We start from the raw sequence: 17,118 nt of genomic DNA on the forward strand, positions 1-17,118 counted from the left end.
CAAACATTCAGGACAAGGCCATGAAACGTACGAAGCTTCTAAACCGGCATCTCAGTAAACTGGTAGCCTCGCTCGGCCATACGGACGAGATCGTCCTTGCCGATGCAGGCCTTCCGGTTCCTGCCAATGTTGGTGTGATCGACCTGGCAGTCAGCCCCGGTATTCCGGCCTTCTTCGATGTTCTGGAAGCTCTGGCCGATGAAATGATCGTCGAGCAGGCGGTCTTTGCGGACGAGGCATCGGAAGATCTCGTCACGCAGATCGAGGTCCGGTTGGCCCATTGGGCGGCTGATACCGGCAAGCCGATCGAGCATGTCCGCATGTCTCACGAGGACTTCAAGGAGCGTTGTTCGAAGGCACGTGCGGTCATTCGCACCGGTGAATGCACGCCTTATGCAAATCTGATTCTCGTCTCCGGCGTACCGTTCTGACAATCGCCGCAGACGGTGTCTGCAAGGCCTGTCTCGACAGCCATTGATGAGAACTGACCGATGCGAGGGAGGAGCGGAAGTGCTCCTCCCATTTTTGTTTTCCGAAACGTTGCGACGGCATGTTTCGTTGCAACGTCAGTCGCTTCCCGCTCTGCAAAAAATAAAAATTTGATCTCCAAAACCGATTTTGTTGACTTACAAAATCGGTTTTGTAAAAATTTTCCTCAATAAAACAATCTGTTGCCTTTTGGGGCTGCAGGCCGGGAATTGAGCCCTTCGGGCTCGCAGGGAGGATCGATGTCGCGACTTCGCGATTCCGTCACCATTGATGACGTGGCGCGCCATGTGGGCGTTGCGAAAGGAACCGTGTCGCGGGTCCTCAACAATTACACCGATATTTCCGAAGCCACCCGAAAACGTATCCTCAAGGCTGTTCAGGATCTGGGCTATCAGCCGTCGGCCACCGCGCGCAATCTGAAACGCGGACGTCAGGACACGCTCGGCATCGTCATCCCCGTGGGTCACGGCAGTGGAGCGGATCCGTTCCTGTCCGAATTCATCGACGGCATCGCAAGAGCTCTCGACGAACTGGGGCTGGACCTTCTGGTGACCACTGCCCATTCACGCGAACACATGATCGAGACCGTGAAGCGGCTGATCGCCCGGCGCAAGGTGGACGGTTTCATCGTCACCCGAACGGAAGTGGACGATCCGCGCATCGCCTATCTGCGGGAACAGAATTTTCCATTCGTCGCCCACGGCCGCACGCGCGATCCGGCAGGCTATGCCTGGTTCGATATCGATAACGAGGCGGCCTTTGCTGACGGCGTTCGCCACCTCTACAGCCTCGGACACGAGCGGATCGGGTTCATCGGCGGTCCGATGGAACTCAACTTCGCGCTTCAGCGCCGCAATGGGTACAGGCAGGGCCTGGAGGCCCTGGGCCTTGTACATGATCCGGCATTGGAAAATCTTCAGCCGCTCAGCGAAAAAGGCGGCTTTGCAGGCGCCGAGGCGTTGTTGTCGCTGGAGGCGCCGCCAACCGCACTTTTGTGCGTGACCGACGCCCTTGCCATCGGAGCGGTGCAGTACTGCCGCAAGTTCGGTCTGAAGGTCGGCTCCGACGTTACCGTCGTCGGCTATGACGGCCTGCCGGTGGGCGAATATCTGGACCCGCCGCTGACGACCTTTTCGCAAAGCGCCCAGGAAGCAGGCGGCAGGGTTGCCCGCATGCTTATCGATGTTCTGGACGGCAAGAACCCCACGGATCTGCAGGCCCTTGCCAAGGCAAACCTGATCCGGCGCGCCTCGGATGGCGCTCCGGCAAATTCATCGGAGGCGCTTGCAAGCGCGCTCCGCGACCGGCTGAACCAACAGCCACATTCCGGCAGGAAGGGAGAGTAATATGTTTGGGAGGACAACATTCCTGGCCTCGACCATCGCGGGCGTTCTGACGCTCGGTCTGACGGCCGCACAGGCCGAGACGTTGCGGTTCTGGACGACTGAAGAACAACCGGAGCGCCTGGCCAAGCAGGAAGAAATGGCCGCCGCGTTCAAGGAAAAGACAGGCATCGAGGTGGACGTCATTCCGGTGACGGAATCCGATCTCGGCACGCGTGCCACGGCAGCCTTTGCCGCCGGCGATCTGCCGGATGTCATCTATCACACGCTGCAATACGCGCTGCCCTGGGCCGAAGCAGGCATCCTGGATACGGAAGCTGCAACCGAGGTGTTTGAAAAACTGGGTGCCGGCACATTCGCGCCGGGCGCGGTTGCCATGGCTGCCGTTGAAGACGGTGTCGCCTCCGTGCCTGTGGACGGCTGGACCCAGATGGTGATCTACCGCAAGGACCTCTTTGAGGAAAACGGCCTTGCCGCTCCGGACAGCTATGAAGACATTCTGGCGGCCGTCGAAAAGCTTCATAACCCGCCCGAGATGTTCGGTTTCGTCGCCGCGACCAAGGTTGACGAGAACTTCATGAGCCAGGTGCTGGAGCACGTGCTTCTGGCCAATGGTGTCAGCCCTGTCGGTGATGACGGTTTCAAGCCGCTGGACGAGAAGAAGACCGTCGAAGCGCTGGAGTTCTACAAGGCCATCGCCAAGGTATCGCCTCCCGGAGACCTCTTCTGGAAGCAGTCGCGCGAGCTTTATTTTGCCGGCAAAGCAGCCATGATCATCTGGTCACCGTTCATCCTGGATGAGCTTGCTGGCCTGCGTGACAGCGCTCCGCCCACCATCACCGACGATCCGACTTCCACGGAACTTGCTTCCAAGACTGGTGTTGTCACCACCTTGAGCGGCCCGTCCAATCCAGATGGGGCAGCCTGGGCCGACATCCGTTACTTCGGCATCACCAACGACGCGGACACGGAAGCGGCGATGCAGTTCGTCGAGTTCTCCATGGATGACGGCTACCTGTCGACCCTGTCGATCGCGCCGGAAGGCAAGTTCCCGATCCGTCGTGGTTCAGCCGACAACGCGACCGAATTCGTCGATGGCTGGGCAAAGCTCCCGGTAGGTGTCGACCGCAAGGCGCCGCTGACCGATCTCTACGATGCCGAGACCATCAAGACCATCGTCTCCGGTCTCGACACCGCCAGCCGCTGGGGCGTCAAGGAAGGCCAGCTCTCGCTTGCCTCCAAGATGATCAACAGCCAGGTGATGAACCGACTGGTGCGTGAATACATCGACGATGAACGCGATGCTGCGGCAACCGTTGCCAAGCTCAACGAGGAACTGGCCAAGATCCAGTAACGCCTTTCCACCCCTCAAGACCCCACGAGGGGGTGGGAAAGCCCGCACATAACGGCCCGGACCGGGCGTCCATCGGATGCCCGGTCCTTCCCAATCTCCTGCCGCTGCATTGCCGGCAGCCGAGATGGGCTCCAGACAGTTGCCGGTTGGGACTTGTCGGTCGCCAACGGCAGAACGGGATCTAGACCCCGGGCGGAAACATGAACACCAAAACCGAAGCTGACGCTTCCTCAGGGCCGCCGAAAGGCATCGGTCCGATGCAGCGGCGTGAAATGTGGCTGGCGTATCTGATGCTGGCGCCGACATTTGCCATCATCCTGATGATTGTTGCCGGACCGCTGCTTGCCAATTTCTGGATCAGTGTGAAGCCGGTTCAGCTTGCCGACCTGCGGCCGCCGACCGTGCTCGTCAACGAACGGGTTCGTGGCCGGCCAAAAGCACCAGGCGACGAGGCCCGGCTGGAATACCGGCTGCGCAATTCCTCCCAGGACGAGGAAGTCCGCAACGTGACGCTGAGCGATGTGGTGCCCGATGGCTTCACGGTGACTTCGCATTCCGAAAACTGTTCGCTCAATGGCGCCGCGCTGACGTGCGATCTTGGAACCGTAGCGCCTGGCTGGCGCGGAGACGTCGAACTGGTTGGAACTGTGTCGCAGGGGTTTCTGGATGCAAACCGTCCCGAACGTGCGAGCGAGCCGGTTATTTCGGGCGAAGCCAACAATGTGCTGACCAACTTCGAATTCACGTTCGAGAACTTCAGCCGGATCTTCAGCGCGGACGAGTTCTGGTCAGTGCTGCGCATTACGTTCTACTACACCATCTTCGGGACGGGTGGCGCGTTGGTGCTGGGTCTCTTTGCGGCGCAGCTCCTGAACACGACCTTCCCCGGTCGCGGTGTCCTGCGGGGCCTGTTTCTGTTTCCCTACGTCTCGCCTGTGATCGCGGTTGCCTTCACCTGGGTCGTTCTGTTCGACCCGTTTTCCGGCACGCTCAACGCGCTGCTGACCAAAATGGGCGTTGTCGCCGATCCGATCAATTTCTTCGGCCAGAGGGCGATCGAGTTTTCCGTTCTCGGCATTCCGATGGAGTTTCCGCTGGCGCTGACGACGGTGATAGCCTTCGAGGCCTGGCGTTACTTCCCGCTGTCTTTCCTGTTCATCCTGGCGCGCATGCAGTCGATCAACACCGACATGTATGAAGCTGCCGAAATGGACGGGGCAACGCCGCTGCAACAGTTCTGGTACCTGTCGCTGCCGCAACTGATGGGGATCCTCTCGGTCCTGTTCCTGCTGCGCTTCATCTGGACCTTCAACAAGTTCGACGACATCTTCCTTCTGACCGGCGGCAACGCGGGCACACGTACGCTGACCGTCGATGTCTATGAGCAGGGATTTGCCCTGTCCAATCTTGGCGCCGGTGCAGCCGTTGCCGTGGTCGTCTTTGTCGTCCTTGTCACCTTCGCCACTTTGTTCATCCGCTTTTCGCCGAAGGAGGAAGGGCTATGAGACCCGGCAGTATCGTTCTCGCGGCGCTGACCGGCCTGATCTGGGGCGTCACTGCCATGGTGGTCATCGGTGTCACGCTGACACTGGTGACCGGCGATGTGGCGCAGCCGCAGGCAACGGCAGCAGGTCTTGCGGGGCTTGTCAGTGCTCTGGTTCTGGTCTGGAGGCAGTCGACCGGGGGCGCTGGAGCCATGGCGGACAGGGGGCTTTGTGCTGCCGTCCTGTTCGTCGTCCTGATGGTGGCTTCCTTCGCGGCGCCCTTCGGTCTGTCGCTTGGTCAGCACTCCTTGTGGCAGGGACTTGGTCTGGTGATGTTTGTCGCCGGCGTTACCGGTGCCAATGCGATCTGCCTCGGTGGGGCCCGGCTTGGTGCCATGTCGCGCTACGAGCGTGAGGTTGTCTATATTCGCATCGCGAAGGGCGTCGGCTTCGTCGTCTTCTCGATCATTGTCGCCTTGCCGTTCTACGTCATGATCATGACCTCGCTCAAAAGCCAACAGGCGCTGCTGGCCAATCCGCTGGACCTGTCGATCGACGTCAGTCAGGGCATCAGCGGGCTGTTCCGGTCCTATGTCGAGCTTTTCACCCAGTTCAACTTCGGCCGTTACCTGATGGTGTCCGCCTTCGTGTCGGTGGCAACCGTCGTGCTGACATTGCTGTTCTCGGTGCCGGGCGCCTATGCCGTGTCGCGGCTGCGGTTTCCGGGGCAGGCATTCCTGGCCCGCTCCGTGCTGCTCATCTACATGGTGCCGGCGATCGTGCTGGTGATCCCGCTCTATGCGGTGTTCTCGCAGCTTGGTCTGCGCAACACACTCACCGGCCTGCTGATCGTCTATCCGGCAACCACCATCCCGGTCGCGCTCTACATGTTGCAGGGGTACTTTCGCGGTCTGCCGTCCGAACTGGAAGAAGCCGGGCTGATGGACGGGCTGTCGCGCATCGGCGTGATCCTCAAGATCACCCTGCCGCTGTCCCTTCCGGCGCTGGCTTCCGTTTCGCTTTACGTCTTCATGATCGCCTGGAACGAGTTCCTGTTCGCGTTCATGTTCCTGGACGATCCGGACATCTTCACGCTGTCGCGCGGAGTGGTGTCCCTCAATTCCTCCGAGGTGCCACGTCAGCATCTCATGGCGGGCGCGGTAATTGCGACCGTGCCCGTCCTTTTCATTTTCCTGTGGTTCGAACGTTTCCTTGTCCAGGGCCTGACGGCCGGCAGCGTCAAGGGTTGAACGATCAAGAGTAGGGGCTCTGAAGAGCCCGAGGGAGTATGCTGTGGCACACGCAGATCTAGACCAGGCGGCAAAGGCCATCCTGACCGAAAACGACCAGGGCGGGTACACGATCCCGACGAAGGGTCTTTATCCGTACCAGTGGAACTGGGATTCCGTCTTTGTCGCCCTGGGGTTTGCGGAATTCGACCAGGACCGGGCCTGGCAGGAAATCGAGATGCTGTTCCAGGGCCAGTGGCGCGACGGAATGGTGCCGCACATCCTGTTTCGCAAGGACGATCCGAGCTATTTTCCCGGACCGGGCGTGTGGGGAACCGACGGCGGTCCGATCCCGAGTTCCGGTCATTCCCAGCCGCCGGTGGCCGCGTCCGTCGTCCATAGCCTGGTGGAGGCTGACCGGACCGGCAAGGCACTGGAGCGGGCGAAGGCCTTGTTGCCGAAACTGATGGCCTGGCATCGCTGGTATCTTGCCTATCGCGACCCGAAAAACCTTGGCGTCATTGCCGTTATTCACCCCTGGGAGTCCGGGCGGGACAACCTGCCGGACTGGGACGAGGCGCTGCGGGCGGTCGAGGTCAAGGACATTGGTCCCTATGAGCGGAAGGACACCTCTCATGTCGATCCGGCCATGCGGCCGCACAAGGAGGACTACGACCGTTATCTCAGCATTGTCGCTGCTTGCCGCAAGGTAGGCTGGGATCCGGAAAAAGTCGCCGAAACCTGCCCGTTCTTCGTTGCCGACCCGGGCGTTACCTTCATCTTCCTGCGCGCCAACCGGGATCTTCTCGCGCTGGCCGAAAAACTCGGCATGAGTGCGGAAGCCGACGAGATCCGAGGGTGGATCGCGGCGATGGAAAAAGGCAGCCGGACGCTTTGGAATGATGAGGTCAAAGCACATGTCGCTTTTGACGAGCGTCGCGGCAAGCAGACAGATGGCATCTCCAGTGCTTCCTTCCTGGCGCTCTATGCCGGGCTCCATGATCCGCAGACCCTTGGTGCGCTTCAGGCGCATTTTGACAGGATCGCGGAGCGGGTCGAATACCTGATGCCGTCCTATGATCCCGATCACCGCAGTTACGAGCCTTTGCGGTACTGGCGCGGACCGGTGTGGGCGATGATCAATTACATGATCGCGAAAGGCTTTGCCGAAGCAGGCGATGCCGTCCGGGCCGAACGACTGCGCGCCGACACCGCACGGCTGATCGAAACCGGGGGCTTTGCGGAATATTTCAGCCCCGAAACGGGCGCAGGAGCAGGTGGCGGATCGTTCTCCTGGACGTCGGCCATCTGGCTGACCTGGGCTTCGCCTTCACACGCCGAGCAGGCAGCTTAAGGGGGACGCGATGGGAGCGATCCAGCTCAACAAGGTTGAAAAGTGGTTCGGCAACCTGCAGGTCATCAAGGGCATCGACCTCGACATCAAGGATGGCGAATTCGTCATCTTTGTCGGACCGTCCGGCTGCGGGAAGTCGACACTGTTGCGTCTGATCTCAGGGCTTGAGGAAACCAGCCGTGGTGCTATCGAAATCGATGGCAAGGACGTCACTGCACTGCCGCCATCAGGGCGGGGACTGTCGATGGTCTTCCAGTCCTATGCGCTTTACCCGCATATGTCGGTGCGCGAGAACGTCGGTTTCGGTCTGAAGACGGCAGGCTTTCCCAAGGCGGAGATCGACCGCAAGGTGAATGCGGCTGCTGAAGTGCTGAAGCTGGACGAATATCTCGACCGGCGCCCCAAGGCGCTTTCGGGGGGACAGCGCCAGCGGGTGGCCATCGGCCGCGCCATTGTTCGCGAGCCAAGTGCCTTCCTGTTCGATGAACCGTTGTCGAACCTGGACGCAGCGCTTCGCGTTGAAATGCGTTTCGAGGTCGCCCGGCTCCACAAGAGCCTCGGCACCACCATGATCTACGTGACACACGATCAGGTGGAAGCCATGACGCTGGCCGACAAGATCGTGGTGTTGCAGGCCGGCAGGATCGAACAGGTCGGATCACCGCGCGAACTTTATGAACGGCCGGACAATCTGTTCGTGGCCCAGTTCATCGGTTCGCCGAAGATGAACGTGTTGCCCTGTTCACTCGAAGAAGGACGGTTTTCGCTGCGCGGGCATGGGGGCGGTCCTTATCCGTATGCCGGCAGCGGACAAACACCGGTGAAACTCGGCATCCGTCCGGAGCACATCAGCCTTGCAACACCGGGCGAAGGGCATTGCACCGGAACGGTGGAAGTGGCCGAATATCTGGGTGCAGACACCTTCCTTTACGTGGCGCTCGACGGGCTTGAAACGATCCTGGTGCGCATCAGCGGTGCCGAAGACGTGGAGGAGGGTACTCGTGTTGGTCTGACTTTCGACGAGAGCCGCCTGCATTTCTTCGACGGTGAAGACAAGGCTATCCGCTAAGACAGTCTGTCGGAATGAACCCGGCCTTTTCGGCGGGTTCAGTTCCGGCAGAGCACCAGCACGGTGTATCGAGAAGCCTCCTCGTCGATCCGGGTCGGGCTCTTGATGTTGGTGATGGTGTTGTAGGAAGGCGCCAGGCCGAGATCTTCCATGAACTCCGCCATCAGCTTGCCCCTGACCGCGAAATTCACGTTTTCCGGCAGGTCACCGGCCAGCTTGAGCGTCTTGAACTTGTCCAGACGAGACACAACGGTGCCGACGACGGCTCCCGTCCTGTCCAGAACCGGGCCACCTGAATTGCCTGGCTGTACCGGTGCTGTCAGCATGAAATGACGGCTGTCGCCCTTGACCCCTGCCAGCGACGAGATCATGCCGGGAGTGAAGTTCAGGTTGTTGTCCAGGATCTGGGCAAAGGGATAGCCGATCACGAAAATCTCCTCTCCGCGAACGATCGGCTGTTTTGAGCGGAACTGCGCAACATCATCCGACTTGCCGCTGTCGAGCTGCAGGATCGCGAGGTCGTTTTCCGTGTCCGCCTTCACCAGCCTCGCAGTTCCGTGGCCTGGAATATCCAGCGAGCGGCAGTTGCCGACCACATGCGCATTGGTGCCGATGTGGCCTTCGCTCGTCAGGAAATAGCCGCTGCCGGAGGAGGAGGTCTTGCGGCCGATAATATCCTTGCGTGCTCCCTTGGGAAGCGGATCGCTGCTGCTGTCCTCTTCCAGAACCTGCAGGCCCGGAGCTGATGTAACCGCGTCCAGTTTCTCCTCATCCGTTCCGTCGTAAAACGTCATGCTGTTCGACATAGCAACTGCCACGCGGTCCATGAAGACGGCATGGCGTGCCTGCCAGGCAAGCGAAAAGCCACGGCTGTCCGAAGAGGTCTTCATCATGCGGAGGTAGAAATCGCGTCCATCCTGCCGACCGGAGACGACGAAGTAGTCATTCCGGAATTGCTTGTGCTCCACGGTCCGCCCATCGCTGGTATCGGTCAGACGCTTGTAGAGGGCCGCGTAGTCGGTTTCTTCCGCCGAAACCTGCAGGGTTTCCAGTTCGATGCTGTTGTCATAGGCCCGCCAGAGGTGTCCGCGCGGCGTCTGGGAGGGCGGTTCGAAGAGCTTGCCCGGAACGCCGAGCTGCAATCCGGAAACGGCGTCCTTGTAGGTTTCAAAACCGACCCGTTCGACAAGGTCGAGGCCATCGCGCTGGAGGATCTGCATCTGCTCATCGTCGAGCACACCGTTCGGGGTGAAGTCCCGGTGCTTCTGGAAAGTTGTAAGCGCGTTATAGGTGAGCCTGCCGAAGGTTCCGTCCACCTGTGAGGCGTAGTCTCCCGTAAAGACCAGCAGGAACTGGATCCGGACCCGTTCTCGCCAGTCCCTGGCATGGAACCAGTCCTTGGACTGATCGTAACCTGCCTGCACGGTGCCGGCTGATACCAGCAAAAACACGATGGCATGAAGAAACGAACGCATAACCAGCTCCCCTTGGTCGCGTCCCACATTTTAGCAAAACGGCGATGATGGAAACAGGCTCACCCTGCTCAGTCGGGGATATCTCGCGATAAAACTCCGGAGGCGGTGTTCAGATGGAGCAGCCTGAAAAACCATGTTTCAAAGCGGAACAACATCGACCTTGTGATCGGTGGTTTGGGACCCTGACGTGCGCAACACGCCTTTCACCGGTGCCGCGTCTCCGTAGTCGCGGCCATGCGCGACAACGATGTGATCCTGTCCGACCCTGAGAGCATTGGTGGGGTCATATTCGATCCAGCCGATCTCGATGCCGCACCAGGCCCTGACCCAGGCGTGCATGGCATCCGCACCTTCCAGCCGTTCCTGGCCTTCCGGCGGAATGGTCCGGAGAAAGCCGCTGACGTAGCCTGCCGGAATGCCGATGCTTCTGAGGCATGCGATCATGATGTGCGAAAAATCCTGGCAGACGCCATGACGTCGCTCGAACGCCTCGATGGCCGGAGTATCGACCGTTGTGGCCTCGGCATCGAAACGCATGTCCGTGTTCAAGGCCTTGCCGATGGCTTCGACGGCGGAAATCGTGCTCATGCCCGGGACGACATGGTCCTGCGCATAGACTGCAAACGCGGGGTCGAGGGGAAGACGCGGCGAGGCGGAAAGAAAATGGACCGGCGCCCTGGGGGCAAGCGACTGAACGCCGGAGAGCTCCCTTGCCAGCGCGTGCAACGGCGGTGAAATGTCGAGTTCTTCCGGCACCGCGGTTCTGTCGATACGGGCCTTCAGCTTGAAACTGAGTTCGCTGTGGCTGCGCCGGTAGGCAACGTCGGTGACAGCATTGCCGAAGAAGTCCGTCCGGTCGTGACGCTCGGAAGGGCCAGGCACGATATGGATCTGCCCTGCCATCAGCCTTTGCTCGCCGGGAATGGTCGCCGGCATCAGCCGGAGTGCATGATGTCCGTAGTTGGCCGGGCTGGCATAGTCGTAGGTGATTTCAAGCGTTACATCGTAATGCACGGGCGCCTCGCGTCGGGCGTGTCGGGTGAAAGCGACCGTCCGTTACCGGATATAGGCATCGGTCAGCTCCACGGAGAGATAGGAAATCTGATCGCGAAGATCGGCAAGAGAAGCCGGTGTCAGTGTCTCCGGGGTGGCGATTGCCAGAAGTGTGTGAACCTGCAGGACGGAGCGGGCCAGCTCCGACAGATGTCCGTTTTCCGTCGCGTTGGGCAGCACGCCGATATGGTCTTTCATGTCGGTCAGCTGGTAGAGCACCGCGCGCGGGTTCTTGGTGTCCATCGCCAAAAGGTCCAGCACGGTGGCATGGCTGAGAGAGACCGCATAACGCCGGCTCATCGACATGGCGCTGTCGCCAACCTCAAGCAGCAGTTCAAGAGAGCCTTCCGGTGCGTCTTCGTCGGTAAAGACCGACAGGAGGTCAGCCATCCGGTGGGCGCGTTCCAGTGCACGGCCGATGGACAGGAAACGCCAGCCGATAAACCTGTACATGTTTTCATGCACAAGACCCGAAAAGCCGGTGATCTTGCGCAGCAGCAGGCCCATGGCTCTGGTAACGTCGGCATTGTCGCGCATCGTGCGCTTGGCGCCGTTCGCGGCCTGGGCAAGGTCGTTCAGCGCCAGCCAGCCATCGACGGAAAACCGGTCGCGTACCTTTGCAGCGCTGGCGACGGCCGATTGCAGCATGTCGCACAGGCCATCGGGAACAGGCTCGACGGGCGTCATGCCGATCTTGTCCAGATATTCCGCCGTCAATGCCACAAGCGGGGCTTCCGGGTCTGCCGTTTCCATCAACCGGGCATGATAGGCACGCAGCAGCCGCACCGCGCCTTCCGCACGCTCCACGTAGCGGCCGAGCCAGAACAGGTTGTCGGCTGCGCGCGATGGCAGGGAACCGGTCTGTGATTTGAAGAACGGCGATTCCGTCTGGTGGAGCAAGGTTTCCTTGTGCGGCTTCTGACCGCCGACGATCCATACATCGGCCGCCGATCCGCCCGCCTGCATGGCGATCGCACTTGCATCTTCCGTTTGTCCGATCCGGGCAAAGCCGCCAGCCATGACCTCCCAGCCGTTGGTCGTTCGGGCCAGGAAGACGCGCAGGCTCATGGGCCGGGGGACCAGAAGCCCGTTGTCATAGGCAGGTGTCGTCGACAGGGTCACGGCTTCCTGCCCGACCAGCTTGTCGCTCTTGCTGTCGATCCAGGTTTCCAGAATGCCCTTGTGGAACTTGTCGAAATCCTTGCCGATAAAATCGGTATGGGAGGACGTGAAAGGCAGGGCGGTCGACAGCGCGGGGCTGAACATCATGCCTTCCGCATTTTCTTTCACGTAGGCTTTCGTTCCCTCTTCACCGCACCACCAGGTCGCGACGTTCGGCAGTTTCAGCGGCTCGCCGAGCAGGTGTTCGCTGATGCGCGGCAGAAAGGCAAGGAGCGCACGCGTTTCCAGAATGCCGGTGCCGAGCGCATTGATCATGGTGACTGCGCCGCTGCGGACCGCCTGAACAAGACCCGGCGTACCGATGTGAGAGGTTTCGTTCAATTCCACCGGATCGGCCCAGGCGGCATCAAGGCGCCGCCAGAGAACGCTGACGGGTCTCAGCCCGGCGACCGTGCGTACCATCAGCTTGCCGTTTTCAACTGTCAGGTCCTCACCTTCCAGCAGCATGAAACCGAGATAGCGGGCGATGTAGGCATGCTCGAAATAGGTGTCGTTCAGCGGGCCTGGTGTCAGGATCGAAACGCGGCTTTCGCTTTCTCCACGCAGCTCGACCAGGTGGTCGCGGAACCGCCGGAAAAACCCGGCCAGCCGATGGACATTGGCGCGGGCGAAGAACTCGTTGAAGACGCGTCCGGTTGCGACCCGGTTTTCCAGTGCGAAGCCGGCACCGGAAGGCGCCTGTGCCCTGTCGGACAGAACCCACCAGGTTCCGTCCGGCCCGCGGCCGATCTCAAACGAGAGGAAATGCAGAAAATGTCCGGATTTCGGCTTGATGCCCACCAGCGGACGCTGCCACTCCGGGCTTTGCGCAATCAGGCTTGCCGGAAGATAGCCGTTGGTCACCAGCCTGTTGTCGCCATAAAGATCGGCGACAACCTGTTCCAGAAGTTCGGCGCGCTGGGTCAGACCGTCTGCAATCACCTGCCAGTCGTCCTGGCTGATGATCACCGGAATATGGCTCAACGGCCATTCCCGCTCATTCGCCCCGTCCTGCCCGTATTGACGGAAATAGACCCCGGCATCGTTCAGATACTGATTGCCGCGCGCGAAACGTTCGGTGATTTCCTCCGGCGTCAGAGCGCTCAGATGCTCCAGAAACGGCCGCCAGACCGGTCTTACCCGGCCATCAGGGAAGAGCAGCTCGTCCGAAACATCCGGAAAGGGACGATAGGCCTTCAAGAGGCCGTAGCGAAGCGCTCCGGGTTCTGCGTTTTCGTCCAAACTCATGCATCGTTTCCAGTCGGCGGGGCTGCCGGTTCGTCAGACATTCTGCGGTCTGCGCAGGTCCAACGTCAACGGAAACTCCGGATGCGGCCGTTCAAGCCCCGGAAGATAGAGCCCCGGCGTATGGCCGTGCGGCTCGAACCTTGCAAGGCGGCGGGCTTCTGCCTCGTTCCCGTTCACAGGAAACGTGTCATAGTTCCGTCCGCCCGGATGAGCAACATGATAGACGCAGCCACCAAGGGCCCGGCCGCTCCAGCGATCGAAGATATCGAAGGTCAGCGGGGCGTCGACCGGATGCACGGGGTGCAGCGCCATGGCCGGTTGCCAGGCCTTGTAACGGACACCGGCAACCGAAACGCCGTTGGTTTCGGTTTTCCTGAGCGGCAAGGTCCGCCGGTTACAGGTGACGGCGTAGCGGTCCGGATCGCTGGTTGTGAGCTTGACTTGCAGACGTTCGGTGGAGCTGTCCGTATAGCGCACGGTGCCGCCGATGGCGCCGGTCTCGCCCAGTACGTGCCAGGGTTCCAGTGCCTGTCGAAGTTCAAGGTGAACACCATCGACCTCGAGTTCTCCGCAGAAGGGGAAGCGGAATTCGGCCTGGGCTTCGAACCAGTCCGGACGCATCTGAAAACCGTGATGCTCCAGATCGCCCAGGACGTCGAGAAAATCGGTCCAGACATAATGCGGCAGCATGAACCGGTCGTGCAGGGCCGTGCCCCAACGGGTCAGGTTGCCGGACAGTGGCTGCTGCCACAGGCGCGCAATGAGCGCCCTGAGCAACAGCTGCTGGGCAAGGCTCATGCGTGGGTCCGGCGGCATTTCGAAGCCGCGAAACTCGACGAGGCCCAGCCGTCCTGTCGGGCCGTCGGGGGAATAGAGCTTGTCGATGCAGATTTCCGCCCGGTGGGTGTTGCCGGTGACATCCACCAGAAGGTTGCGCAGCAACCGGTCAACCAGCCAGGGGAACGGCGTTGCTCCTTCATGTGGGCGGTGGATCTGTGACAGCGCGACTTCCAACTCGTAAAGGCCGTCATGACGGGCCTCATCGACGCGCGGAGCCTGCGAGGTCGGGCCGATGAAGAGGCCGGAGAACAGGTAGGACAGGCTTGGATGGCGCTGCCAGTGCAGGATCAGGCTGCGCAGGAGATCAGGCCGGCGCAGGAACGGACTGTCGAGCGGCGTCGCGCCGCCAACTACCACGTGGTTGCCGCCGCCGGTGCCCGTGTGCTTGCCGTCAATCATGAACTTGTCGGCACCGAGCCGCGACTGCCGGGCTTCCTCGTAGACGCCTTCGGTGATCGCGACACATTCCTGCCAGCTGGATGCCGGATGGATGTTGACCTCGATGACGCCCGGATCCGGTGCGACGCGGATGACATTCATGCGCGGGTCGGGCGGGGGCGGATATCCTTCGATATGAACCGGCAGGTTCAAGTCAGCCGCGGCAGATTCCGCCACCGAGATGAGTTCCAGATAGTCCTCGATCCGTTCCACCGGCGGCATGAAAACGCAAAGACGTCCATCGCGAGCTTCCACCGACAGCGCTGTTCTGACCGATGCCCCGCCAAATTCGTCGTCCGTCAGGGTTTGTTCCCGCCGGTCCTGCTGGCCTTCGCTGGCGGTGAAATGGGCAACATCCTGCCTCCGGTCAGCGCGCGGGCCCGCAGGAAACTCCGGCAACGGATCGCGCGGGACGGTCGGATCGGCGATATTGGTGTAGGGATATTGGGCCGGTGGGACATGGGGCAGGGATTCCAGCGGCAGGCGGTAGCCGACAGGGCTGTCTCCGGGAACGAGGAACAGCGCGTCACGGCGCAGCTTCCAGCGTTCGGATCGCCAGCGGTGTCCGCCGGCCTTCGATTGCCAGCGCTGGATCGGCAGCACATGTCCGGCAGGTTCGGTCAGCCCCCGGTCGAAGACACGGGCAATACGATGCCGGGCCTCGGCGTCCTCCAGCTTGGAATTTTTCGGGGTGACATTTTCCGGAAGGTTGGCTTCCTTCACCAGCCACACCGTCGGGTCTTCATAGGCGGCCACGACGTGGTCCGGGTCGATTTCCAGCTTCGTTGCGATCTCCTGCAGCAGCGCTGCGGCCTGATCTGCGCTGGCCTTGGTATCGTCGCCTTCTTCCGCGATCAAATCCGGATCATGCCAGATCGGTTTTTCGTCGCGGCGCCAGTAAAGCGAGAAAGTCCAGCGGGGCAGGGTTTCACCCGGGTACCATTTCCCCTGGCCGTAATGCAGGAACCCTCCAGGGGCAAAGCGTTCACGCAGCCGGCGGATCAGAATGTCCGCCTTCTGGCGTTTGGTCGGGCCGACCGCGTCGGTGTTCCATTCAGCGGCTTCGAAATCATCGATCGAGACGAAGGTGGGTTCACCGCCCATGGTGAGGCGGACGTCCTCCTGCGACAGGATCCGGTCGACCTTGGTGCCGAGCTGATTGAGTGCCGACCAGGCATCGTCGGAAAACGGCTTGGTGATGCGCGGATGTTCGGCGACGCGGGCCACCTTCATGTCGAAGGCAAAGTCGACCTCCGCCTTGCTTGCCATGCCGACAATCGGGGCGGCGTTGACGTAATGCGGCGTCGCAGCCAGCGGAATGTGGCTTTCGCCTGCCAGAAGGCCGGAGGTCGGATCGAGCCCTATCCAGCCTGCACCCGGCAGGAAGACCTCGGCCCAGGCATGAAGATCGGTGAAATCGTGATCGGTGCCGGAGGGGCCGTCCAGTGCTTCCAGATCCGGCTTCAACTGGATGAGATATCCGGAGACAAACCTTGCGGCAAAACCGAGATGGCGCAGGGCCTGCACCAGCAGCCAGGTGGAATCGCGACAGGACCCGGTTCCTTTCTCGAAGGTTTCTTCCGGTGTCTGTACGCCAGGCTCCATGCGAATGACATAGTTGACGGTCTGGGAGACCTTGGCGTTCAGCCCGACGATGAAGTCGACGGTTCTCTGGCGATCCTTCGGGACCGTTTCCAGGAAAGCGGTCATGTGCGGGCCGGTAGGGTCGAGGCGACGGTAAATCTGAAGATCTTCGCGAAGTTCCGGCGGATAGTCGAAGGGCCATTCCTCCGCGCTCTCCTCGATGAAGAAATCGAAGGGATTGTAGACGGCCATGTCGGCGACCAGATCCACTTCGATCTTGAATTCGCGTACAGGCTCGGGAAACACGAAGCGGGACAGCCAGTTGCCGTAGGGGTCCTGCTGGTGATTGACGAAGTGTCCTTCGGGCGAAACCTTCAACGAGTGAGACAGGACCCGGGTGCGGCTGTGAGGGGCCGGCCGCAAGCGGATAATCTGCGGGCTTAAGGTGACCGGACGGTCGTATCGGTAATGGGTCAGGTGATAAATGCTTGCACGAATTGACATTTACAGGGCCCCGGTATTTGTCCGTTTCAAAGCGCGAGTGTCAGGTTTTCACAAAATCAAACGCATAACCACGTCTTTCTGTAGGCAGTTTCGCCTCACGAATGGGCTGCAAGCATCTTGTGAAAGGAGAAGACCGGAAACCAGGTGAAATCGCGTGTCGCCGGTCAGGGTTCGTTAAACACGATGCAATCCTTCAGTCGAAGCCGGCTCTGACGAGCGCTTTTCCTGTGCTAATTTCGGATTGATTAACACAATCGGATCAAGGTGCCGGCTGCCAGCGAACGGCCAGCAGGCAGCAGCTCTGTTGCGACCGGGTTTCAGGCAGGAATGCCTCTGGAACCGGTTTCTGGCAATCTTTGGATATGCGCCAATAAAATGTGCGTAAGTGGTTGCCACTTCTGCAGAACATATTTGTGGTGGCTAATATGACGCCGGGGGTATGACCAGGCACTGTTTCGGTGCGATCGGCCGGCCCCATGTCAAGGTTCCGTTT

Annotated in this window: 11 protein-coding genes; 7 read left to right on the forward strand and 4 right to left on the reverse strand. The window is 60.6% G+C overall.

Translation table 11 applies throughout. The annotated features are described in order from the left end of the window. Positions 1-20: 20 nt before the first annotated feature. From rbsD to HEP89_RS12915, 7 genes are all read left to right on the forward strand, one after another. On the forward strand, positions 21-431 hold the full coding sequence (gene rbsD, locus HEP89_RS12885) for a D-ribose pyranase (RefSeq protein WP_023003049.1): 411 nt from the start codon (positions 21-23) through the stop codon (positions 429-431). Positions 432-728: 297 nt separating this feature from the next. Then, positions 729-1,835, forward strand: a complete 1,107-nt coding sequence (locus tag HEP89_RS12890) for a substrate-binding domain-containing protein (protein ID WP_062487234.1) — start codon at positions 729-731, stop codon at positions 1,833-1,835. A 1-nt stretch (position 1,836) separates the two neighbouring features. Then, positions 1,837-3,186, forward strand: coding sequence for an extracellular solute-binding protein (locus HEP89_RS12895; protein ID WP_168692201.1), 1,350 nt, complete (start codon positions 1,837-1,839; stop codon positions 3,184-3,186). A 200-nt stretch (positions 3,187-3,386) separates the two neighbouring features. Then, complete coding sequence (locus HEP89_RS12900) at positions 3,387-4,691, forward strand: sugar ABC transporter permease (RefSeq protein WP_023003052.1); 1,305 nt, start codon at positions 3,387-3,389, stop codon at positions 4,689-4,691. Further along, positions 4,688-5,920 carry a carbohydrate ABC transporter permease gene (locus HEP89_RS12905; RefSeq protein ID WP_077291865.1) on the forward strand — a complete coding sequence of 411 codons (1,233 nt, stop codon included), beginning with the start codon at positions 4,688-4,690 and terminating at the stop codon, positions 5,918-5,920. The genes HEP89_RS12900 and HEP89_RS12905 overlap by 4 nt, the downstream gene beginning before the upstream one ends. Positions 5,921-5,963: 43 nt before the next feature. Further along, the gene (locus HEP89_RS12910; protein WP_168685170.1) at positions 5,964-7,253 is read left to right on the forward strand and encodes a trehalase family glycosidase; all 1,290 of its coding nucleotides are present in this window, start codon (positions 5,964-5,966) and stop codon (positions 7,251-7,253) included. Between the two features lie 10 nt (positions 7,254-7,263). After that, positions 7,264-8,322: an ABC transporter ATP-binding protein gene (locus tag HEP89_RS12915; RefSeq protein WP_023003055.1), complete on the forward strand. Its 1,059-nt coding sequence runs from the start codon at positions 7,264-7,266 to the stop codon at positions 8,320-8,322. A gap of 38 nt (positions 8,323-8,360) precedes the next feature. Here the strand turns inward: HEP89_RS12915 and HEP89_RS12920 are convergent, their stop codons facing one another. The 4 genes from HEP89_RS12920 to HEP89_RS12935 all read right to left on the reverse strand — a co-directional run bounded on the left by HEP89_RS12920 (position 8,361) and on the right by HEP89_RS12935 (position 16,625). Next, positions 8,361-9,797 carry a serine protease gene (locus tag HEP89_RS12920; protein WP_168692202.1) on the reverse strand — a complete coding sequence of 479 codons (1,437 nt, stop codon included), beginning with the start codon at positions 9,795-9,797 and terminating at the stop codon, positions 8,361-8,363. 138 nt (positions 9,798-9,935) lie between these two features. Then, a complete protein-coding gene (locus tag HEP89_RS12925; protein ID WP_168692203.1) occupies positions 9,936-10,811 on the reverse strand; it encodes a transglutaminase family protein in 876 nt (291 codons plus the stop codon). 42 nt (positions 10,812-10,853) lie between these two features. Beyond that, complete coding sequence (locus HEP89_RS12930) at positions 10,854-13,259, reverse strand: circularly permuted type 2 ATP-grasp protein (RefSeq protein WP_168692204.1); 2,406 nt, start codon at positions 13,257-13,259, stop codon at positions 10,854-10,856. A gap of 33 nt (positions 13,260-13,292) precedes the next feature. Beyond that, positions 13,293-16,625: a transglutaminase family protein gene (locus tag HEP89_RS12935; RefSeq protein WP_168692205.1), complete on the reverse strand. Its 3,333-nt coding sequence runs from the start codon at positions 16,623-16,625 to the stop codon at positions 13,293-13,295. Positions 16,626-17,118 lie beyond the last annotated feature (493 nt).

The organism is Labrenzia sp. 5N (assembly GCF_012395805.1).
GTDB classification, from domain to species: domain Bacteria; phylum Pseudomonadota; class Alphaproteobacteria; order Rhizobiales; family Stappiaceae; genus Roseibium; species Roseibium algicola.

What these genes read in the sequence shown, in the direction of transcription:
- HEP89_RS12920 (WP_168692202.1), bottom strand. Translation starts at nt 9,797, where the DNA reads ATGCGTTCGTTTCTTCATGCCATCGTGTTTTTGCTGGTATCAGCCGGC.
- HEP89_RS12930 (WP_168692204.1), bottom strand. Translation starts at nt 13,259, where the DNA reads ATGAGTTTGGACGAAAACGCAGAACCCGGAGCGCTTCGCTACGGCCTC.
- HEP89_RS12890 (WP_062487234.1), top strand. Translation starts at nt 729, where the DNA reads ATGTCGCGACTTCGCGATTCCGTCACCATTGATGACGTGGCGCGCCAT.
- HEP89_RS12895 (WP_168692201.1), top strand. Translation starts at nt 1,837, where the DNA reads ATGTTTGGGAGGACAACATTCCTGGCCTCGACCATCGCGGGCGTTCTG.
- HEP89_RS12900 (WP_023003052.1), top strand. Translation starts at nt 3,387, where the DNA reads ATGAACACCAAAACCGAAGCTGACGCTTCCTCAGGGCCGCCGAAAGGC.
- HEP89_RS12905 (WP_077291865.1), top strand. Translation starts at nt 4,688, where the DNA reads ATGAGACCCGGCAGTATCGTTCTCGCGGCGCTGACCGGCCTGATCTGG.
- HEP89_RS12915 (WP_023003055.1), top strand. Translation starts at nt 7,264, where the DNA reads ATGGGAGCGATCCAGCTCAACAAGGTTGAAAAGTGGTTCGGCAACCTG.
- HEP89_RS12935 (WP_168692205.1), bottom strand. Translation starts at nt 16,625, where the DNA reads ATGTCAATTCGTGCAAGCATTTATCACCTGACCCATTACCGATACGAC.
- rbsD (WP_023003049.1), top strand. Translation starts at nt 21, where the DNA reads ATGAAACGTACGAAGCTTCTAAACCGGCATCTCAGTAAACTGGTAGCC.